Here is a 20,677-nt window from a genome sequence, read left to right on the forward strand (position 1 = left end):
GCCGCAAGCGCGACGCCTTGGGCCAGCGCCTCTTCACCCGGTCGATACTATTCGGCAGCCGCCTTCTGGGGTTCGATGTCCTGTTCTTCGTCGCGATCGAACAGCGACGGCTGCTCGACAGCCTCGACCGCCCGCAGCGTCGGTCGGCTTTTCTTCGAAAAGAAGCTGAGCAGCCAGCCGGAAAAATGCTCCATGTAGACATAGACCACCGGCGTGACGAATAGTGTCAGCGCCTGCGAGGCAAGCAGGCCACCGACGACCGCGACGCCGAGCGGCTGGCGCAATTCGGCGCTGGCGCCGGTGCCGAGCGCGATCGGGAACGTGCCCATCAGCGCGGCCAGCGTCGTCATCATGATCGGACGAAAACGCATCAGGCAGGCCTTGTGGATGGACTCCGTCGCCGACATGCCTTCTCGTCGGAGTTCCAGCGCGACGTCGACCATCATGATGCCGTTCTTCTTCACGATGCCAATCAGCATCAGGATGCCGATCACCGCGATGACCGAAAGGTCCATGCCGGCAAACCGCAGCGCGACCACCGCACCGAGCACCGCCGATGGCAGGCCGGTCAGGATTGTGAGCGGATGGATGAAGCTCTCATAGAGCATGCCGAGCACGATATAGATGGTCAGGATCGCGCCGCCGATCAGCAGGCCCTGATTGGCGAGCGAATCCTGGAAGGTCTTGGCCGTGCCGGCGAAGGTGGTCGAGATCGCCTTCGGCATGCCGATCTGCTCTTTCAGCGCGTTGATGCGGGTCACGCTGTCGCCGAGCGCCACGCCTTGCGGCAGATTGTAGGAGATGGTCACGGCCGGAAGCTGGCCGAGCTGGTTGACCGTCAAGGCGCCGGCCGTGCGATCGACCCGGGCGAAGGCGCCAAGCGGAACCAGGCTGCCGCTCGCCGTCCTCATCTGGATGGCGAGCATCCGCTCGGGCGACCATTCGATCTTGGGATCGAGCTCGGTGATGACTTCGTAGCTGTCGGCCGAACCGAAGATCGTCGAAACCTGGTCGGTGCCGAACCCGCCATAGAGGGCTGAGCGCAGCGTGTCGGTGTCGATGCCGAGTTGGGCGGCTTTGTCGCGATCCACCACCAGCGTCGCCTGCAGTGCATTGTTCTGCAGGTCGCTGGTGACGTCGGTGAAGGTCGCATGGTCGGCAGCCATCGCGTCGTTCATCTTCTGCGCCCAGATATCGGTCTGGCCGGTATCGAGGCCCTGAACCACAAGCTGGTAGGCGCTGGCCGACGACCGTGAACCCAGCCTCAGGTTCTGCACCGGCTGCATGTAGGTCTCGATACCCGCCACGCCGGCCAGCTGTCGCCTCAGATCCGAAAGTACCTTCTCGATGTCGGGACGCTGGTCCTTGCCCTTGAGCTGCACGAAGAGCTGCCCCTGGTTGAGCGCATTGTTGCCACTGCCCGCCGACCACGCCACATGGTCGACATAGGGCGAATGCGAGAAGACGCTGGCCACCTGCCCTTGCAGCTTCGCCATGGCGTCAAACGAGATGTCCTGGCGCGCGATGGTGGTCACCGATATCTGGCCGATATCCTCCTGCGGGAAGAAGCCCTTCGGCGAGACCTGGATCAGCCACACCGACGCTGCCGCGGTTCCGATGAAGACCAGGAACACCAGGAAGGTGTGCCGCAGGCAGAAGCTCAAGATCCGGTCGTAGCCCCGCGTGATGAAATCGCGCCTGTGGCCATCACCGTGCGCCTCGCGGTCGGCCTTGCTCACCGAAAGCAACCGCGAACAAAGCATCGGGGTCAGTGTCAGCGAGACGAACATCGACGCCAGGATGGCGACCGTCACCACGACGGCGAACTCGTTGAAGATGCGCCCGATCACGCCGCCCATCAGAAGCACGGGGATGAACACCGCCACCAGCGAGATCGAGATCGAAATGATGGTGAAGCCGATTTCGCGCGCGCCCTTCAGCGACGCATCGAAGGCCGACAACCCATCCTCCTCCATATGACGGAAGATGTTTTCGAGCATGACGATGGCATCGTCGACGACGAGGCCCACTGCAAGCGTCAGGCCCATCAGCGATATGTTGTCGATGGAAAAGCCGAACAGGAACATCGCGCCAAGCGTGGCGATCAGCGAGATCGGCACCGCCACGGCCGGGATGATGGTCGCCGTCACCCGGCGCAGGAACACGAAGATCACCATGACCACCAGCGCGATGGTCAACAGCAGCGTGAACTGCACGTCGTCGACGGCCTGACGGATCGAGGTCGAACGGTCGTTGAGCAACTTGATGCTGGCGGCGGCCGGCATCTGGTCCTCGAAGGACGGCAGCATCGCCTTGACCTTGTCGACGACGTCGACGGTGTTGGCGTCGGGCTGGCGCTGCACGGCCATGATGATGGCGCGCGTGCCGTCATACCAACTCGCCGTCGTCGTGGTCTGCACCGAATCGACGACGCGGGTCACCTCGCCCAGCCGTACCGGGTGACCGTCTTTGGTGGCGATGATGAGGTTGGAGAAGCCCGCGGCGTTGGTCAGTTGGGTGTTGGCGGTGATGGTCAGCTGCTGCTTGTTGTTCTGGAGCACGCCGAGCGGCGTGTTGCTGTTGGCCGAGGCTATCGCCGCCTGCAACTGATCGATCGAGATGCCGCGCGCGGCAAGCGCGGTCGGATCGATCTGGATGCGCACTGCGTATTTCTGCTGGCCGTAAATGGATACCTGCGCGACGCCGTCGATCGTCGACAGCGACGGCGAGATCACGTTCTCGGCGAAAGCATCGAGGTCGGTCAGCGGAACGGTGTCGCTGACCAGCGACATCAGCAGGATCGGCGCATCGGCCGGATTGACCTTGCGATAGCTCGGCGGCGCCGTCATCTGCGGCGGCAGCGATTTCTGGGTGCGCGCAATCGCCGCTTGCACGTCGGCCGCCGCCGCGTCGATATCGCGGTTGAGCACGAACTGGATGGCGATCGACGTTGAGCCGAGTGAGTTGGTGGTCGAGATCGAATCGATGCCGGCAATGGTGGCGAACTGTTTGATCAGCGGCGTCGCCACCGAGGTCGCCATGGTCTCCGGCGAGGCGCCAGCCAACTGGGCCGAAACGTTGACGACTGGAAATTCGGCGCTGGGCAGCGCCGCAACCGGCAGGAATTTGTAGGCGAACAGCCCGCCCAGCACGAGGGCGAACGACATCAGCAGCGTGGCGACGGGCCTGCGGATACAGAATTCGGAAATCATGGGCGCGCCTCGCCGGCCTTGTCGGCACCGCTCGCCTTGTCGGCTTGCGCCACCTTGGGAGCTGCCTGATCGCCGGTGCCGGCCGAAGCCTTGCCTTCATGCACGGCAGCGCCGTCCTTCAGCCTGGTCTGGCCTTCGGTGACAACCCTCTCACCGCTTTTCAGCCCCTGGCTGATGGCGCTGTTGTCGCCTTCGGTCAGCGCCACCTGCACCGGCCGCATCTCGACGGTGTTGTCCGGCTTGACCACATAGACGAACGGCCCCTTCTGGCTGGGCTGCACCGCAACCGTCGGAACCGAGGTCATTTGCGGCATCGTGCCGGCGTCGAGCACGACATTCACATATTGGCCAGGCCACAGTGAAAGGTCGGGGTTTGGTATGCTGGCCCTGGTGGCGATGGTGCCGGACGCCGTGTCGACGCTGGAATCGACGAAATCCAGCGTGCCCTTGCCGATCGGCGTCGGGTCGCCATCCTTGGTCAGCGTCACGGACCCCTTCTGCGGCGAGGCCAGGGCCTTGTGCAGCAGGGCGAGGTTGCTTTCAGGCAGGTTGAAGTTGACTTGCAGCGGGTCCATCTGCGTGATGGTGACGAGCGGCGTCGTGGTGCTGCCGCCGTTGCTGGTGGTGACGAGATCGCCGACCGAGACATTGACGGCACCGAGCCTGCCGGAGATCGGCGCCGAGATGGTGGCGTAGCTCGACTGGACGGTATCGGCATCGATCGTCGCCTTGTCGGCATCGATGGTTGCGGCCGCGGCCTTCTGCGCCGCCAGTGCCTGATCGTAGGTCTGCTGCGTGCCGGCCTGCTTGGCGACAAGGTCCTTGGCGCGCTGAAGATCCGCCGTGGCGCTGGCGAGCAGCGCCTGGTCCTTGACGAGCGTCGCCTGGTCCTTGGCCAACTGTGCCTTCAAGGCACGGTCGTCGAGCGACAACAGTAGGTCGCCGGCCTTCACCATCTGGCCGTCCTTGACCGCGATCGCTACGATCTGGCTGGATACCCGGGCGTTGATACTGACCACCGCCGGCGAAGACACGAAGCCGATGGCATAGCGGCGGATGGGGAAGTCCGACATCGTCGCCGTCGCGGCAACGATCGAAGCCGAGCGGGCGCCGCCGGCTGCCGGCTTGTCCGATGCCTTGGCGGACTTGTCCGTCGCCGCCGCCTGCTGGCCCGAAATCAGTTGCTGGACCTTGCCCATGGCCGTGGGCGAGAGATAGAGACCGGCCCCCGCCAGGCAGATAACCGCAATCACTGCAAGGAGGATTTTTGCGCGCATCGACAACAAGCCCTCTTATCCGACACGCCGAACCCGGTGGTCTTGTTCCAGCTCAAATCACGGCTCCGCACCGCGAATTCGCCGAATAGATAGGACACGCCTTTGTCGGAAAAGGGCCAAAACACGGCATTACGAAGATTTAATGTGCACTGCACAATAACGAAGCAACTGAACCAAGGTGTGCTGAGATTCAGGTCAGGCCGAGCCGAAAATGGTGGTTTTCGAGAACCGAAGCGGAGCGGACATTCGGGTCCGTGAGCATCGGAAGCGCAGAAAACCGCCATTTGCAGGCCGGCATCACCTGAATATCAGCACGCCTTAGCGCAGCATCGGCCACAGCGTCGCCGCCAGCAGCACGCCCATGGCGATGTTGAACCATTTCAGCCGCATCGGATCCGACAGAAAACCGCGCAGCGCGGTGCCGAAACCAGCCCACACCGAAACGCTAGGCAGGTTGACGATGGCGAACGCCATCGAGATCAGCACCACCGACAGGAACGGATGATCGGGATTGGTGTAGACGGCCATGGCGGTGACAGCCATCACCCAGGCCTTGGGGTTGACCCACTGGAAAGCGGCGGCATCGATGAACCGCATCGGATTTGCCTGCGCCTCGCCCTTGCTGGCCATCGAGCGCGACATGGCGATCTTCCAGGCGAGATAGAGCAAATAGACGCCGCCGGCGATCTTCAATCCGGTGTGCAGCATGGGAAACGCCGTCAGCACCGCGCCAAGTCCAAAACCGACGGCAAGCAATAGAATGAGAAAACCGATGCCGATGCCCAGCATGTGCGGCACGGTTCTCACAAAGCCGAAATTCACGCCCGAGGCCAGTAGCATGAGATTGTTCGGTCCGGGCGTGACCGAGGTAACGAAGGCATAGACCAAAAGCGCCAGGAACGCTTCGAACGACATGACTTCCTCCCAAGATTAGGTCAACAATATTGTCCTTTCTCGCCAGGCGCGCAAAGGCCACCGCGGAGCGGCAGGCAGGCCAGGCAATCAGGACTTGAAAAGCGGTGTGCCGGCGACCAGCGCCGGGCTCTACATCCCTTGCGGGCCGCGGTTCATCGCCGCCACGCCGGTTCGACAGATTTCGACCAAGCCGAGTGGCTTCATGATGGCTATGAACTGGTCGAGCTTGGAGCCCTTGCCGGTGATCTCGAAGATGAAATGCTCGGTGTTGGCGTCGATGACGCTGGCGCGGAAGGCGTCGGCGAGCCTGAGCGCCTCGACCCGGGCCTCGCCGGTGCCGGCGACCTTGACCAGCGCCAGTTCGCGCTCCAGCGGCCGCTCCTGGCCAAGCTCGCGCGAGCGCACGGTGAGGTCGACGACGCGGTGCACCGGCACGATGCGCTCGAGCTGGTGCTTGATCTGCTCCAGCACATGCGGCGTGCCGCGCGTCACGATGGTGATGCGCGACAGGTGTTTTTCGTGCTCGGTCTCGGAGACGGTGAGGCTCTCGATGTTGTAGCCGCGCCCGGAAAACAGCCCGATGACCCGGGCAAGCACGCCCGGCTCGTTGTCGACCAGCACGGAAAGCGTGTGGTTTTCGGGCTTTTCCGTTTCCTTGGCGATGAAATAGGCGGAGCCGGTCGGCTGTAGCTGTGCGTTCATGACATGAATCTCGATTTCAAACTCTTGAGCTAATTCTCTGTTTCCGCACGGCTTCTTCCGACAGCCCTGCCTCGGCTGATATCACACCAGTTCCCTGCCCTTGGCGTCGATGGCGTTGGCCACGGCCTCGTCGGTCGCCTCGTCGGGCAGGAGCATCTCGTTGTGAGCCTTGCCCGACGGGATCATCGGGAAGCAGTTGGCGAGCGTCGCCACGCGGCAGTCGAACAGCACCGGCTTCTTCACCGAAATCATCTCCTTGATCGCGTCGTCCAGCTCGTCCGGCTTGTCGCAGCGAATGCCGTGGCCGCCATAGGCCTCGGCCAGCTTGACGAAGTCAGGCATCGCCTCGGTATAGGAATGCGACAGCCGGTTGCCGTGCAGCAGCTGCTGCCATTGCCGCACCATTCCCATATATTGGTTGTTGAGGATGAAGATCTTGATCGGCGCATTGTACTGCACCGCCGTGCTCATCTCCTGCATCGTCATCTGCACCGAGGCGTCGCCGGCGATGTCGATGACCAGTGCGTTGGGATGCGCGATCTGGACGCCGAGCGCGGCCGGCAGGCCATAGCCCATCGTGCCCAGCCCGCCGGAGGTCATCCAGCGGTTCGGCTTCTCGAAATGATAGTGCTGCGCCGCCCACATCTGGTGCTGGCCGACCTCGGTGGTGATGTAGGTGTCCATGTCCTTGGTCAGCGCATAGAGCCGCTGGATGGCGTATTGCGGCATGATCACGTCGTGATTCATCTTGTAGGCGAGCGAGTCCCGCGCGCGCCATTTGGCGATCTGCTCCCACCAGGGGTGCAGCGCCTTCTTGTCGGCCTTGGCGCTTGCCCGCCACAGCCGCACCAGATCCTCCAGAACCCGGCCGACATCGCCGATGATCGGCACGTCGGTGTGGACGTTCTTGTTGATCGACGACGGATCGATGTCGATATGGATCTTCTTCGAATTCGGCGAGAACGCGTTGAGCCGACCGGTGATGCGGTCATCGAAGCGCGCGCCGATACAGATCATCACATCGCAATCATGCATGGCCATGTTGGCCTCGTAGGTGCCGTGCATGCCGAGCATGCCGACCCAGTTCTTGCCGGAAGCCGGATAGGCGCCGAGCCCCATCAGCGTCGAGGTGATGGGAAAGCCGGTCAGGTCGACCAGTTCGCGCAGCAGATGGCTGGCCTCGGAGCCGGAGTTGATGACACCGCCGCCCGAATAGATGATCGGCCTTTTGGCACCGGCCATCAATTCGACCGCTGCCTTGACCTTGTCGAGGTCGCCCTGGACCTTCGGCTGGTAGCTGGTGCGCGGCGCCGTCTGCGGCGGCACATACATGCCCTTGGCGAACTGCACATCCTTGGGGATGTCGACCACGACCGGGCCGGGACGCCCGGTGGTCGCGACATGGAAAGCCTCGTGGATGGTCGCGGCCAGTTCGTTGACGTCCTTCACCAGCCAGTTGTGCTTGGTGCAGGGGCGCGTGATGCCGACGGTGTCGCATTCCTGGAAGGCGTCGGAGCCGATCAGCGAAGTCGGCACCTGCCCGGTCAGGCAGACGAGCGGGATCGAGTCCATCAGCGCATCCTGCAGCGGCGTCACCGCATTGGTGGCGCCAGGCCCCGAGGTCACCAGCATGACGCCGGCCTTGCCGGTCGAGCGCGCATAGCCTTCCGCCGCATGGCCCGCCCCCTGCTCATGGCGGACGAGGATATGCTCGACCTCGTCCTGCTGGAAGATTTCATCGTAGATCGGGAGAACAGCGCCACCCGGATAGCCGAAGACGTGCTTGACGCCGTTGTCCTTCAGCGCCTGCACCACCATTTCGGCGCCCGTCATTTCGCGCCGCTCACTCTGTCCATTGCTCATCGGTCTGGTCCCGTGCTGTCCGCCATCTGGCGATTGCTGGTCGTTTAGTCGTGTTTCGGGCAATAAAAAAGGCCCCCGAGGGAGCCTGTGTGTTGCGCATGGGAGGTTTTCGCCCGGCGGTTACACCGCCTTGCCCACGCGCTTTCCTACGAGAATGAGTGCCGTTTTCATGGTCGCGGACACTAGAGGCGGGAAAGCCGGCCTGTCAACGGCAAAAATGACGCCGGCCGCCGGGGCCATCCGTCAAGGGAGGCAATCATCGGGGCGGCTTGCAACGCGAAACGCGCGGATCGCATTTCTGCGCCTTCTTCGCCATCGGCGGGCGATGCGGCGCGCCCCTCTGCGGGCCATGATGCGGCGGCGCGTGCATCGCCAGCATTTGCTGGTGGTTGAACTGCTTCCGGGGCACATGCGCCAGACGCTGCAGCGGCGGCACCTTTCCGTGCCGACTGCACGGTGACGCGCTTGCCGCCGCCATTGGTCTGCGGCATCTGGGCCTCCACATTATTGCTGGCCGTCATCCGCTTGCGCTTCTTGTCATGCGGGTATTGCGTCGCCTCGGCAACCGAACCCGCAGGCGGAATCGTCTTGCCGCCCGACAGCTTTTTTGGCCCTTGGCCGGAAACATTTGGTGCGTTGGCGATTGCAGGCGCCGCGGACATCGGGTTGCCGTTCAGCTTCTTGATCGCCTCGCCCTTCGATGGATCGAGCCGGGCCTCGGCAATAACGCCCTTGCGCGGCGGAACCACCTTCGCCGCCTTGATCGATGTCACCACCGATTGGGGAAGCCGCTGCAGGCGGGGACCGGCATTGATCGCAACCACCTGGTTGCCGAGCCGAACGCGCGGCGCATTGTTCACGACCACCGTCTGGTTGATGATCGTCGTGTTGCGGATGATGGTGACGTTTCCCTGACGGGCCTAACCACGGTTACAAGGTCGGCTGCGCCGATCGCCGCCACCGGCGCGAAGCACCACCAGTCCTCGTTGAACACGACATCGCCATCACGCGGCGGCGCCGGAGCCCAGCCGATATCATCGCCGCCCTGTCGCCAGACCACCCAGGCCGGTGCCCATTCATAGCCGGCGACCCAGACCCAGCCGAACTCCGGATCATAGGCCCAGCGGCCATAGTGATAGACGATGTCGCCGAACGGCTCGGCCGACTCCCAATACCAGCCGTCGTCGGTCCAGACCCAGCCGCCTTCGGTGTAGGGCCGCCATTCGGACCGCACGGACGGAACCCACACTTCACCGAAGCGGTTGGAGGTTCGCCATCCACCATAGTTTGAGAGCCGTTCCCGGACGGTCACGGAGATCACCGCTGCATGCGCCGCCTCGGAGGCCGACACGAACAGCGGACTGCCCAGGCTTCCGCCCAGCGCCAAGGCCAGGGCGATGGCCACCGCGCGTGCACGCAAGGCGACCTGGTTGATCGAAGACATTTGCATGACGCGCTCCAGAGTTTCCGCATTCACGAACCGCCCCGTGCCCGCATCGTCCCTGCCTCTCGGTTGTCAGCGCCCAGCGTGGCTGCATTGCGGCACAGGGCAATCACGATCTCGCGACCAACAGGACGTTCATCCTGTTTTCGAGCACCGCCTGCCCGGTGCCCACAAGAAGCGGCGCAAACCGTCTGCGTTCCATCAAACCATTGAAAACGCGCCAAACTATTGGAGGGCGTGACGCGATGGCGGTTTTGGCGAAATACTTTCGCCGCGCCGGACAATGCCCCCGCCACGCCATCACCCAAGAAGCGATCCCCAAGACCCGGAGGAAACTGATGCTGGAAAAGGCCCCGAACAAGAAGCTTGCCGACCTGCTCGACAAATTCGGCAAGGCTCTCGCCGCCGGCGATATCGACACGGCAGTCGCCTGTTTTCAGGACGACTGCTACTGGCGCGATCTCGTCACCTTCACCTGGAACATCAAGACCATGGAAGGTAGCGACCAGGTGCGCGACATGCTGGTCAGCCAACTGGCGAAGACGAAACCCTCGAACTGGGCGATCGCCGAAGGCGAGGATGCCACGGAAAGCGACGGGCTGCTCGAAGGCTGGATCAGCTTCGAGACGGAAACGGCGCGCGGCTTCGGTCACATCAGGCTGAAGGACGGCAAGATCTGGACGCTGCTCACCACCATGGTCGAGTTGAAGGGCCACGAGGAGCCGGCCGGCTTCGCCCGGCCGATGGGCGCCAAGCATGGCCATGGCAAGAACCGTCCGACCTGGAAGGAGGAGCGAGAGAAGGAGGCGGCCGAGTTAGGCTTCAAGACGCAGCCGCACACGCTGATCATCGGCGGCGGCCAGGGCGGCATCGCGCTCGGCGCCCGGTTGCGACAGCTCGGCGTGCCGACCATCATCGTCGAGAAGAACGAGCGCGCCGGCGACAGCTGGCGCAGGCGCTACAAGTCGCTCTGCCTGCACGACCCGGTCTGGTACGACCATCTGCCCTATATCGACTTCCCGAAGAACTGGCCCGTCTTCTCGCCCAAGGACAAGATCGGCGACTGGCTGGAAATGTACACCAAGGTCATGGAGCTGAATTACTGGTCCTCGACCGAGGCCAAGAGCGCCACCTACGACGACAAGAAGAAGGAATGGACCGTCATCGTCCACCGCGACGGCAAGGACATCACGCTGAAGCCGAAGCAGTTGGTGCTGGCGACGGGACAATCCGGCAAGGCCAACATGCCGAACTTCAAGGGCATGGACAGCTTCAAGGGCGATCAGCACCATTCCTCGCAGCACCCCGGCCCCGATGCCTATGCCGGCAAGCGCACCGTCGTCATCGGCTCGAACAATTCAGCCCACGACATCGCCGCGGCGCTTTGGGAGGCCGGCGCCGATGTCACCATGGTGCAGCGCTCGACCACCCATATCTCCAGATCCGACACGCTGATGGAAATCGGGCTCGGTTCGCTTTATTCGGAAAAGGCCGTGCAAGGAGGCATGACCACGGCCAAGGCCGACCTCATCTTTGCTTCCTTGCCCTACAAGATCCTGCATGAATTCCAGATCCCGGCCTATGCCGAGATGAAGAAGCGCGACGCCGAGTTCTACAAGGGCCTGGAGAAGGCCGGCTTCATGCTCGACTGGGGCGATGACGATTCCGGCCTGTTCATGAAATATCTCAGGCGCGGCTCAGGCTACTATATCGACGTCGGCGCGTCCGACCTGATCATCGACGGTTCGATCAAGCTGAAGAGCGGTGTCGAAGTGAAGGAGATCAAGGAGCATTCGGTCCTGCTCAGCGACGGATCGGAACTGCCGGCTGACCTCATCGTCTACGCCACCGGATACGGCTCGATGAATGGCTGGGCGGCCGACCTCATCTCCCGAGAGGTCGCCGACAAGGTCGGCAAATGCTGGGGTCTCGGCTCCAGCACCACCAAGGACCCGGGCCCCTGGGAAGGCGAATTGCGCAACATGTGGAAGCCGACACTGCAGGAAGCGCTGTGGTTCCATGGCGGCAACCTGCATCAGTCGCGCCACTATTCGCAGTTCCTGTCGCTGCAACTGAAGGCGCGGCATGAAGGCATCCCGACGCCGGTCTACGGGCTACAGCAGGCGCACCACAAGGGATAGTCCGCTACCCGCAAAGAGGCGTACCCCGCGCGGCGTTTTCCGCCGCGCGGGGTCTTCCGTTTTCAGGCCCTGAGCACCACGCCCCTGGCCTTGGCCCAGCGCTCGACGATCTTGCGCTCCTCCGGCGTGGCGACGCGATTGCCGAAACCGCGCACCTGCACCGCACAGTTTTGCGGGTCGAGCTCGATCGTCAGCAACCGCTCGATCTTGCCGAGCGCCGTGCGCCGCAGCACCCAGATCGAGGCGTAGCCGGCGATGCATTTCGCCGCGTACATCGAGACGCAGTGATGCATCGCCCGGCTCTCGGCAACCAGGTCTTCGGCCGTCTTCAGCTGGCGAACGAAGAAGCGCTCGCCATGCGCCTTCGCCTCCTTGGCCGACGGCTTCCACTCCCAGTCCTCGAGACGCGAGCCGTCCCAGGCGCGGCTCTCCGACTGCGGTCCGGCAGTACGTGGAGCCCGCCCGGCAGCGCGGCGGCGCATTGCCTCGATGCGTTCGATCGCGGCAATGTCGCGGTGCCATTCCAGCATCTGCCGGCGCAGCGAGGCGAGCGTGCGGCCCTTCAGGCTGTAGGCTGCATCGCGCTGGTGCATGGCGCCGATATAGTCGCAGAGATCGTCGATCTCCTCCTTCGAGGCAGGATGCCCGCAGAAGAACCGCGTCACCTCGCGCCAGAAGGCCAGCTCGCCACGTGGCGTCCGCGCGATCTTGGTCCGCGCAAGGCGGGCCGCCAACCCGGGATCATCCGTGTAGGACCGCACGATCGCCAACCAAAACGCCTCGTCGAACGTGAAATCGCCGGCCGCGTTCAGGAAGCAATGCACCTCCTTGCGCGACAGCCATGCATTGGCGCCCGCCTTGTACAGCGAGTCGCCACGCGCGACCGCGACATACCAGGCCTTGCGGAGCGCGACCTCGTTGGCATCCAGCCCCGAAGCGTCCAGCCAGACGGCCTCGAGCGCGACCGAGACCGGGTAGCGCGCATAGAGATGGCGCGCCGCGGCCAGCCGCAGGCGCGCGCGGTCGCGCGTCTTCAGCTTCGGACGCCACAGCGCGCCATCGCGGATAGCGACGCCGGCAAAGCCCCGGCGCGCCTCGTCAAGCGCCCGCTCGAAATCCGGAGCGGGACGCGCGACGTGGGAAACCCGACGCAGCGTTGCGGCATATGCTTCAATGCGTTCGCGCTCGGCGTCCTGCCTGCGCTGGATCATGGACTTTGCCATGGCCGTTCTTCCTGATTGGAACCCTGTCAGCCGCACGCAATTCCAGCGTCGGCACGGTCTGTGTCGATCTGGATTGTCGGGACATTGACGGGTCTCCTTTCAGGAAGACGGGTTAGGAATGGGCGGCGTCTCTACGCTCGCATGAAACTCGGCGCAAGTGCCATTCTTTCAATGTTTACAATGGGCTGAGAGGGTGTTGCGAAAGCGCATCTCAGGCCTATGAGCAGCCGCCATCGTCGGCGGAGAACTCTCGGCTCCCCACCGTTTGGATGGAACGTTACGACACGGCGAACCGCGTACAGACGATGACCACGCATCGCAGCGCGCCGGTCGTCAGATTGTCAGGAGGTGGGGAACCCGCTGTGGCGCGAGCCAGCCGACCGTCCGCCGCGGAGGCGCAAAACGTGTGAACAAGATCTCATCGTCGCCTCCATCAAAAGTGTGGTCGATACGGTGCGGCAAATGAAAAGGAAGGCCGCATATTTGGCGCGGCTAATACATCGGAACAAGCGCAACAGCAAGACGGCGAACGTGCTTGCCATCGATGGGTTCGAACGAGCCGGCGAGCCGGCCGGGCTCGCCGCGGGAAGCGATCGGCAGCGAGACGCGATCGCTTGCGGCCGGCAGGCGCTCGCGGCAGTCATCCGGCCGGTATGCAGTCACCGCGTTTTCGCCGTCGAAGCAGAAGCACATGGGCTGTCTTCTCCAGTGGGGGTTGCGTCAGGCGCGATCACGGAACTCGCGGACGACCCGCTGCAGTAGCGGCACGTAATCGCGAAAGGTCCGTGTCTTCATGTTGGCGACCTTGCCGCCCTCATCCCAGATGCGGACGCGCACCGCTTCTTCGTGGAACGGGTTCTTGCGGAACTCCGCCAGCTCCTCGGCGCTCATCGGCCCACCCTGCAGCGACAGCGTGTGGGCCGAGGCCTGCGAGAGCTTGCCGAAATAGGTCGGATCGGTGGCGCAGAGATAGCGCTTGGCCGAGACGTGCAGCCTGACGCATTCGACGATCACCGGCGGGAAGAACGGCGCCAGCACTTCGCCGCCGGCCTCGTCATGGTGCTTGTCCTCGACATCGTCGGGCGAGTAGGTGCCGAACTCGCTGGTGTAGTGGCCGATGTCGTGCAGCAGCGCGGCCGCCACCAGGACGTCGGGTGCGCCGTCCTGCTCGGCGAGCCACGCCCCTTGCAGCATATGCTCGGACATCGTCACCGGCTCGCCGAGATAGGATTCGGCGCCCCGGCGTTCAAAAATGTCGGCGATGAACTCGACGATGTTGTCCGCGTTCAGGTCCTGGCCGCTCATTCCGCCGCCTCCCTGAAACCGTGTTCGATCGCCGCAAGCGTCGACAGCAGGCCGTCCTTGTCGGCGTAACAGCCTTGCAGCCAGCGCTTGCCGGTGCCGGAAAACGCCTTGCGCGCATGCATGACGCGGGTGTTGTCGACGATGAAGGCCTGCCCGGCTTCGAGCTTGAACGTCACTTCGAAACGGGGATCCTCGATCAGTTCGGCGAACCGGCGATAGGCTGCATAGTATTTGCCCATCTCGGCGAAGGACACGTCGACCGTCGGCGCCAGCGAGCGGTTGTTGAAGCGAATGCAGAGCAGTTCGCCATCGGGTCCAAGCTCGATCATCGGCCGCTTGGCCTGCAACCGCACGCCCGACGAGCCGGCATATTCGAAGCGCGCCGGATAGGAGCTCAGCAGGCGGAACCCTTCCGGGTTCTCGGTCTGCAGTGCCTCGGCGACCGCGAAGCCATCGACGACGCTGGACTCGCCGCCCTCCACCGTGTTCTCGATGCAGGCCAGGATCTGCAGCGTCGGCACCGGATCGCGATAGGGATTGTCGGTGTGCGCCTGAAGGCCGAGATTGGTGTAGGCCAGGTTGCTCGGATTGACCTCGGCGCGCACCTCGAACCAGCGGCCGTAATTGGTCTCCCTGATATAGCCGAACAAATCGGACACTTTGCAGAGCGCGCCGGATTCAGCCGGCAGGCCATCCATCACCGCAAAACCGAAGCGCCTCACAGCCGAAAGCCATTCGCGCAGGGTTTGGCGATCATGATTTGCGGCGGCGTAGTTGGCGCGTGGCACCGAAGCCTGCATGGTGGCCTTGGTCCAGCGCTCGATTGCATCGCTCGTCCAGCCCTCTTTGCGCAACTCGACGCGGTCGTAGGCGTGCGCGCCAAGCCATTCCGCGGGAAAGCTGACCGCCTTTCCTTCGGGCGCGAAGCTGAGCTCCAGGGCACCGGGCTTGATCTGAGCCGCGCCGATGCGCGTATCGGCCGGAATGTCGAGAATGGTGATCAGTCGTTGGCCGTTGCCGGCGCTACGCGTCTTGTCGTCGAGTGCATTGTCGCGCAGCCATACTGCGTGAAAGCGGGTGCGCGTCCCGTCTTCCCAGCCAAGTTCGATCGTTCTTCCTTCGTCGCCGATGAGCGCGTGGGTCAGCATGTATCCCGTTCCTATTGCTTGATCCGCAGGGTTCGATTGCATGCTGGCCGCCTGACAGGCATAATTCAAATTATGATTTTTTGGCCAATGGCCATAGAAAGCTAATGGCTCGAACTCCGACTTTGCCCCCTCTCGATTGGCTGCGCAGTTTCGAGGCGGCGGCGCGGCTGTCGAATTTTACGGCCGCGGCGACCGAGCTTGGCCTGACACAGGCGGCCGTCAGCCAGCACATCCGGTCTCTCGAGGAACGATTGAAGGTCCGGCTGTTTTCACGGCTCGCCCGTGGCGTCGCCCTTTCGCCGGAGGGCGCTGCCTACCTGCCCCACATCCAGTCGGCATTCGCCACCATCGGCAACAGCACACGGGAACTGTTCGAGCCGCGCGCAATTCAGACCGTCACCGTCCGGGTGCCGATCTCCTTTGCGCTGCTGGTGTTGGTGCCTTCGCTACCCGATCTCGCGAAGGCGCTTCCACAGATCCAGCTCGACATGGTGACGATCCATCGGCCGACGGATTACGATCAGCCGGGCCTGGCGCTCGACATTCGCTTCGGCAACGGCGCCTTTCCCGGCCGCGAAGCCGACAGGCTGACCATCGAGCGGCTGGTGCCGGTGGCCTCCCCGGCCCTCGCCGGCAATGCCGACTGGACCTCGCTGCCTTTGCTTCTGGTCGCTGGAGCACGTGAAATGTGGGCGGAATGGTTCGCCGCCGCCGGCGTGCCGGGGCACCCCAGGCGCTCGCATCGCTTCGACAGTTTCGTCGCCGCCATGGAGGCAGCCAGGGCTGGTGCCGGCGTGCTGCTGGGTTCGCGACCATTGATCGACGCCGCACTCGCCAGCAAGCGTCTGGTGAGGCTTTCAGACTTCGAACTCTCGAGCAGCTCTGGGCATTTCCTGACGCGAGCGTCGGCCGCACCGCTGACGCGCGCCGAACAAGACTTCCGGCAGTGGCTTTTGTCGCGTCTCGCCGGCGCGGCGTCGACGTAAAGTCAGCGCGGCCCGCCGATGCGCTTCCAGTAGATAAGCGTGCCGGTCAGACCGCCATGCGGTTTCAAGGCAAAGTCCGGGATTTCGCCGGCGAGCGTGAACCCGAGTTTCTCATAGAGACCGGAAGCGCCTTCCTCGGTCGCCGTGTCCAGCACCAGCAGGGTCCGGCCCTTCTCAATGGCAAGGTCCTCCGCGGCCCGCATCAAGTGGGTCGCCACGCCCTTGCCGCGATGGGCGAGCCGGGTCATCAGCTTGGCGATCTCGGCCCGGTGCGGCTGGTTGGGAGGAAAGTCGAGCAGCAAGGTGACGGTGCCGACCAGAGTTTTGTCATCCCACGCGCCCAGCACAGCCCTTTCGCCGCGCGCCGCCGCCCCAAGGGACTGGTCCCAGAACGCCTCCGCCGCCTGTCGGGCCAGCGGATGCATGAAGCTGACCGACCCGCCGGCGGCAACCGTTTCGACCAGCATGTCAGCAAGCATTTTCAGGGTTTTCGCGCCATGGCTCAGAACCTTGATTTCGATGGGGCTCATAGCTGTGACGTATCCCTCAAGTAGCGATTGTTCGGAGGCGTGGCGAGACAGCTGTTCGAGGTCGCCGTCATTCGAAGTGGTTGAAGCGCCTTCGCTTCCGCGCCCGGCGGATCTCGGCGATGCGCTCGGTATCCTCCTCCTGCAGGTGCCGGCCGCGCTCGAGGATTTCGAGCGTGTACTCCTCATAGGTCAGACCGCGCCGCTCGGCCTTGTCCAGCCGCATCAGCATGATTTCGCGGCTCGGCGCTTTCCAGGCTTTCGCATGGGCTGCCTGCCAGGCGAGGAAAACAAAGGCATCGCCCTTGCCCCAAGGCGGGCCGTCATAGTCGTCGAGCGGCGGCCCGCCATTGTCGGAGCGCTTGGGACGTCGAGCCACGCGATCACCCCCTGACCAGCGCAACCACATAGTCGGCTGCCTCCGGTCCCGTGGCGTGGAAGGTGCAGTCGGACGGCGCGCCGAGCGCCAGGCAGTCACCGGGCTGCAGATTGTGCACGACGTCACCTTCGGTGAAATCGAGCCGCCCGCCGATCAGCCAGATCTGCTGCCTGATGAAGGCATAGGACGCTGCCGGGAAGCTGACCCTGGCACCGGCCGGCAGCCGCACCTTGATCAATTCGAGCGGCATGTCCGATACCGGCGAGAGATGGCGCCGGACATAGCCCGTAGCGGGGTCGCGCCACACCGGCTGCTCGCTTTCGCGCAACAGGCCGCCGCCTTGCAGTTCCGCACGCGCAATGAGCGTGGAAAGCGTCATGCCGAAGGCCGCGGCGATGCGCACCAGCAGTGCCGCGGTCGGGCTGGTCTTGCCGCGCTCTATCGTGCTGAGCATGGCTTTGGAGACATCCGACCGTTCCGCCAACTCCGCCAGAGACCAGTCGCGCAGAACCCTCTCGGAGCGTATCCTTTTGCCGATGCTGGAAGAAATGTCGTTCGCTATATCGTTCATTCGTTCAATATACCGAAATCAACCGTGAGGAAAAGAGGCCGATAGATTGAATTTTCGTGCCAGCCTTAACGCCGCCTACACCATCCGACCTCACCCGGCTTTAACCCCATTTGTGTAGGGTGGATGTTGCTGGGAATGGGGATCAGACCGCTTATGTTTGTCGAACGCGAAGCCTCCGTCGGAGAACCGACCTCGCAGGAGCGCCGCCACGCGGAACAGAACGACAAGCGCATCCTGGGCAACGTCGTGCAATGCGACGGCGCGCGCGCCACCATCAGTGCCTATGCCGACGACATTGAAGGCGCGATCACCGGCCTGTGGACGGTCGGCAAGATGATCTCGATCAATCTCGGCTCGACGCGAACCGTCGGCCTTGTCTATGAAATCGGCAAGTCGGACCGCGCCTGGAGCAATGAGGGCCAGAACCCGATCGAGGTCAGCATCGAGCTCATCGGCGAAGTGCGCGATGCCACCGAGCCAGGCGCCAAGCCGGTCTTCGATCGCGGTATCACCACCTATCCGCATATCGGCGCCATCGCCCACCGCATCCGCAGTCGCGACCTGCAGGCGGTGTACGATCTCGCCGGGCGTCATTCGATCACCATCGGCACGCTGTCGCAGGACGAGGCGATCGACGCCAACATCGCCATCGACGACACGCTGGCGCGCCACTTCGCCATTGTCGGCACCACCGGCGTCGGCAAATCCACTGCCGTCTCGCTGCTCTTGCGCAAGTCGATCGCCGCCCGGCCTGACCTGCGCATCCTCATTCTCGACCCGCACAACGAGTTTGCCGCCTCGCTGCCCGAACATTGCGTCAGGGTCGATTCGAAGACGCTGGACCTGCCCTTCTGGATGTTCAGGCTCGAGGAATTCGCCGAGGTGCTGTTTCGCGGCCGTGAGACGGTGGCGGAAGAAGTCGATGCCTTGCGCGATCTCATCCCCGCGGCCAAGAACCTCTATCGCAATCCGGGTTCTGGCACCTATCTGAGGCGCGGCAGCGACGCGCTGACCGCCGATACGCCGGTGCCCTACCGTATCGTCGATCTCATCAAGCAGATCGACGAGCGCATTGGCATGCTGGAAAGCAAGAACGACCGCCCAATCCTCAAATCGCTGAAGACGCGCATCGAATCGGCGGCGTCCGATCCGCGCTACCGATTCATGTTCAACTCGCGCCTGATCGAGGACACGATCCACGAGACGATCGGCAACATCTTCCGCGTGCCGCACCATGGCCGCCCGGTGACCTGCTTCGAGATGGCCGGCATGCCGTCAGAAGTGGTCAACTCCGTCTGCTCGGTTCTGGCGCGTCTGGCCTTCGACCTCGCTTTGTGGAGTGAAGGCAAGCTGCAGCTGCTGCTGCTGTGCGAGGAGGCGCACCGCTACATGCCAGCCGATCCGCGCCTCGGCTTTGCGCCGACCAGGCACGCGCTGTCGCGCATCGCCAAGGAAGGCCGCAAATACGGCTGCTATCTCGGGGTCGTCACCCAGCGTCCGGGCGAACTCGATCCCACCATCCTGTCGCAATGCTCGACCTTCTTCGCCATGCGGCTCGCCAATGAGCAGGACCAGGCGATCATCCGTTCGGCGATCGCCGACTCCTCGGCCTCGACGCTCGCCTTCCTGTCTTCCATGGGCCAGCGCGAGGCAATCGCCTTCGGCGAGGGCGTGGCGACGACGATGCGGCTGAAATTCGAAAAACTGCCACAGGATCTGATCCCCGGCACAGGCAAGCGCGAGCAGGCCTCGTCGTCCGAGACCGGCGACGACGTCGATCTCGCGGCGATCGTCGAACGGCTGCGCAACGTGCCGAAACCGCAGCAGCAGATGGCCTTCGCCGAGGTCGTCGATAGCGGCCGCCAGGCCGGCGACCCCGACTACCGCAAGCCGGCCACAACCCCGCGCATGCAGCCGGACGACGATTTCGACCTGCGCTACGGCCTCAAGCCGTCGACGTTCGGCCTGCGCCCGCAGAACGATTGAGCCGACGGCTTTTGCTGAACGGTTTTAAGCTGAACGAGTTCAGCTTCGTTGGCCAGCGTGGGTAAATCCCGAAAGGGAATTCATCAGGCCGGATCGAATGACGTGGCTTTCGAGAACCCGGAGCGGAGCGGACATTCAGTCCGTGAGCACCGGAAGTCGAGAAAGCTGCGTCAGTCGGCCGGCCTCATGAATTCTTCTTCGGGATTTTACGCGCAGACGCGATTGCGTCCCTGCCTCTTGGCTTCATAGAGCTGGCGGTCGGCGCGGCGGTAGAAATCCTCGGCCGTTTCCTTGCGGTCCCAGACGGCAAGGCCGACGCTGGTGGTAATCTTCAGGCGGACATTGCCTGACAGCACGGCCATATTGGCGATCGCCTTGCGGATGCGTTCAGCGAATTTGGAGAGCAGTTCGGCGTCCATGTTCGGCGTGACAACGGCGAACTCCTCGCCGCCGAGCCGCGCCACCACGTCGTGATAGCGGGTCATGCCCTTCAGGCACCCGGCGACCGCCTTCAGCACTTCGTCGCCGACATCGTGGCCATGCGTGTCGTTGACCTGCTTGAAGTGGTCGAGGTCGAGGATCATCAGTCCGACCGGTTTCTCGATACGGCCGAACTCCTCGAGATATTCCTTCAGCGCATCGTCGAAATAGCGGCGGTTCTGCATGCCGGTCAAGCCGTCAGTGAGCGCCGCGTGCTCCAGCGTCTCCGAGCGCGCGCTGAGCGAGACCGTCATGGCGCGCAGCTTGCCTTCTTCCGTCGCCTGACCGCGGATCATCGGGTAGATGAAGAAGACGCCGAAGAACAGCGCCGTTGCCAGAAGCACGCCGGTCGCAAACAACAACTTGTTGAGATAGATGATCTTTTCGATGCGCGCGGCCGTATCCAGGTCGGTCGCGATGCCTTGCAGAAGACCATAGGCGTGCAGCGTCACCAGGCCGGCGGCCAGGATCACGAAAATAAACACGAAAAATGCGGATTCCGCCTTATGGAAACGCAT

General features: G+C 63.5%; 18 protein-coding genes. 3 read left to right on the top strand and 15 right to left on the bottom strand.

The annotated features are described in order from the left end of the window. Nucleotides 1-47 precede the first annotated feature (47 nt). The 7 genes from ACSQ3Z_RS16580 to ACSQ3Z_RS16610 all read right to left on the bottom strand — a co-directional run bounded on the left by ACSQ3Z_RS16580 (nucleotide 48) and on the right by ACSQ3Z_RS16610 (nucleotide 9,419). Nucleotides 48-3,212, bottom strand: coding sequence for an efflux RND transporter permease subunit (locus ACSQ3Z_RS16580; RefSeq protein WP_436172402.1), 3,165 nt, complete (start codon nucleotides 3,210-3,212; stop codon nucleotides 48-50). Further along, nucleotides 3,209-4,489, bottom strand: coding sequence for an efflux RND transporter periplasmic adaptor subunit (locus tag ACSQ3Z_RS16585; RefSeq protein WP_436172403.1), 1,281 nt, complete (start codon nucleotides 4,487-4,489; stop codon nucleotides 3,209-3,211). The genes ACSQ3Z_RS16580 and ACSQ3Z_RS16585 overlap by 4 nt, the downstream gene beginning before the upstream one ends. Nucleotides 4,490-4,807: 318 nt before the next feature. Further along, nucleotides 4,808-5,404, bottom strand: a complete 597-nt coding sequence (locus ACSQ3Z_RS16590) for a LysE family translocator (RefSeq protein WP_436172404.1) — start codon at nucleotides 5,402-5,404, stop codon at nucleotides 4,808-4,810. 129 nt (nucleotides 5,405-5,533) lie between these two features. Continuing rightward, the gene (gene ilvN / locus ACSQ3Z_RS16595) at nucleotides 5,534-6,106 is read right to left on the bottom strand and encodes an acetolactate synthase small subunit (RefSeq protein ID WP_436172405.1); all 573 of its coding nucleotides are present in this window, start codon (nucleotides 6,104-6,106) and stop codon (nucleotides 5,534-5,536) included. Between the two features lie 81 nt (nucleotides 6,107-6,187). Then, a complete protein-coding gene (locus ACSQ3Z_RS16600) occupies nucleotides 6,188-7,969 on the bottom strand; it encodes an acetolactate synthase 3 large subunit (RefSeq protein WP_192180915.1) in 1,782 nt (593 codons plus the stop codon). Nucleotides 7,970-8,151: 182 nt separating this feature from the next. After that, on the bottom strand, nucleotides 8,152-8,829 hold the full coding sequence (locus tag ACSQ3Z_RS16605; protein ID WP_436172406.1) for a hypothetical protein: 678 nt from the start codon (nucleotides 8,827-8,829) through the stop codon (nucleotides 8,152-8,154). Next, nucleotides 8,826-9,419 (bottom strand): DUF6600 domain-containing protein, encoded by a 594-nt coding sequence (locus tag ACSQ3Z_RS16610; RefSeq protein ID WP_436172407.1) that lies wholly within the window; start codon nucleotides 9,417-9,419, stop codon nucleotides 8,826-8,828. The genes ACSQ3Z_RS16605 and ACSQ3Z_RS16610 overlap by 4 nt, the downstream gene beginning before the upstream one ends. Nucleotides 9,420-9,751: 332 nt before the next feature. Between ACSQ3Z_RS16610 and ACSQ3Z_RS16615 the strand changes: the two genes are divergently transcribed. Next, a complete protein-coding gene (locus tag ACSQ3Z_RS16615; RefSeq protein WP_436172408.1) occupies nucleotides 9,752-11,554 on the top strand; it encodes an NAD(P)/FAD-dependent oxidoreductase in 1,803 nt (600 codons plus the stop codon). Nucleotides 11,555-11,616: 62 nt separating this feature from the next. Here the strand turns inward: ACSQ3Z_RS16615 and ACSQ3Z_RS16620 are convergent, their stop codons facing one another. From ACSQ3Z_RS16620 to tmpA, 4 genes are all read right to left on the bottom strand, one after another. Continuing rightward, nucleotides 11,617-12,777: a PcfJ domain-containing protein gene (locus ACSQ3Z_RS16620; protein WP_436172409.1), complete on the bottom strand. Its 1,161-nt coding sequence runs from the start codon at nucleotides 12,775-12,777 to the stop codon at nucleotides 11,617-11,619. Between the two features lie 492 nt (nucleotides 12,778-13,269). Beyond that, entirely contained in the window at nucleotides 13,270-13,470 is a 201-nt protein-coding gene (locus ACSQ3Z_RS16625) for a hypothetical protein (protein ID WP_436172410.1), read from the bottom strand. Nucleotides 13,471-13,497: 27 nt separating this feature from the next. Continuing rightward, nucleotides 13,498-14,082, bottom strand: coding sequence for a (R)-1-hydroxy-2-trimethylaminoethylphosphonate oxygenase (gene tmpB, locus ACSQ3Z_RS16630; RefSeq protein WP_436172411.1), 585 nt, complete (start codon nucleotides 14,080-14,082; stop codon nucleotides 13,498-13,500). Continuing rightward, nucleotides 14,079-15,230: a 2-trimethylaminoethylphosphonate dioxygenase gene (tmpA, locus tag ACSQ3Z_RS16635; RefSeq protein ID WP_436172412.1), complete on the bottom strand. Its 1,152-nt coding sequence runs from the start codon at nucleotides 15,228-15,230 to the stop codon at nucleotides 14,079-14,081. Before tmpA ends, tmpB begins: the two co-directional genes overlap by 4 nt. Before the next feature lie 104 nt (nucleotides 15,231-15,334). Between tmpA and ACSQ3Z_RS16640 the strand changes: the two genes are divergently transcribed. Continuing rightward, nucleotides 15,335-16,216, top strand: a complete 882-nt coding sequence (locus ACSQ3Z_RS16640) for a LysR family transcriptional regulator (RefSeq protein WP_436172413.1) — start codon at nucleotides 15,335-15,337, stop codon at nucleotides 16,214-16,216. A 2-nt stretch (nucleotides 16,217-16,218) separates the two neighbouring features. Here the strand turns inward: ACSQ3Z_RS16640 and ACSQ3Z_RS16645 are convergent, their stop codons facing one another. The 3 genes from ACSQ3Z_RS16645 to ACSQ3Z_RS16655 form a co-directional block, all read right to left on the bottom strand. Then, on the bottom strand, nucleotides 16,219-16,746 hold the full coding sequence (locus ACSQ3Z_RS16645; RefSeq protein ID WP_436172414.1) for a GNAT family N-acetyltransferase: 528 nt from the start codon (nucleotides 16,744-16,746) through the stop codon (nucleotides 16,219-16,221). A gap of 67 nt (nucleotides 16,747-16,813) precedes the next feature. Next, entirely contained in the window at nucleotides 16,814-17,122 is a 309-nt protein-coding gene (locus tag ACSQ3Z_RS16650; RefSeq protein WP_436172415.1) for a hypothetical protein, read from the bottom strand. Between the two features lie 4 nt (nucleotides 17,123-17,126). Beyond that, nucleotides 17,127-17,693 (bottom strand): helix-turn-helix domain-containing protein, encoded by a 567-nt coding sequence (locus ACSQ3Z_RS16655; RefSeq protein WP_436172416.1) that lies wholly within the window; start codon nucleotides 17,691-17,693, stop codon nucleotides 17,127-17,129. Between the two features lie 153 nt (nucleotides 17,694-17,846). Here ACSQ3Z_RS16655 and ACSQ3Z_RS16660 point away from each other — a divergent pair, with 153 nt between their 5' ends. Further along, nucleotides 17,847-19,679: an ATP-binding protein gene (locus ACSQ3Z_RS16660; protein WP_436172417.1), complete on the top strand. Its 1,833-nt coding sequence runs from the start codon at nucleotides 17,847-17,849 to the stop codon at nucleotides 19,677-19,679. Nucleotides 19,680-19,885: 206 nt separating this feature from the next. Here the strand turns inward: ACSQ3Z_RS16660 and ACSQ3Z_RS16665 are convergent, their stop codons facing one another. Continuing rightward, a complete protein-coding gene (locus ACSQ3Z_RS16665; RefSeq protein ID WP_436172418.1) occupies nucleotides 19,886-20,677 on the bottom strand; it encodes a GGDEF domain-containing protein in 792 nt (263 codons plus the stop codon).

It is taken from the genome of Mesorhizobium sp. LjNodule214 (genome assembly GCF_964252735.1).
Lineage (GTDB): Bacteria > Pseudomonadota > Alphaproteobacteria > Rhizobiales > Rhizobiaceae > Mesorhizobium.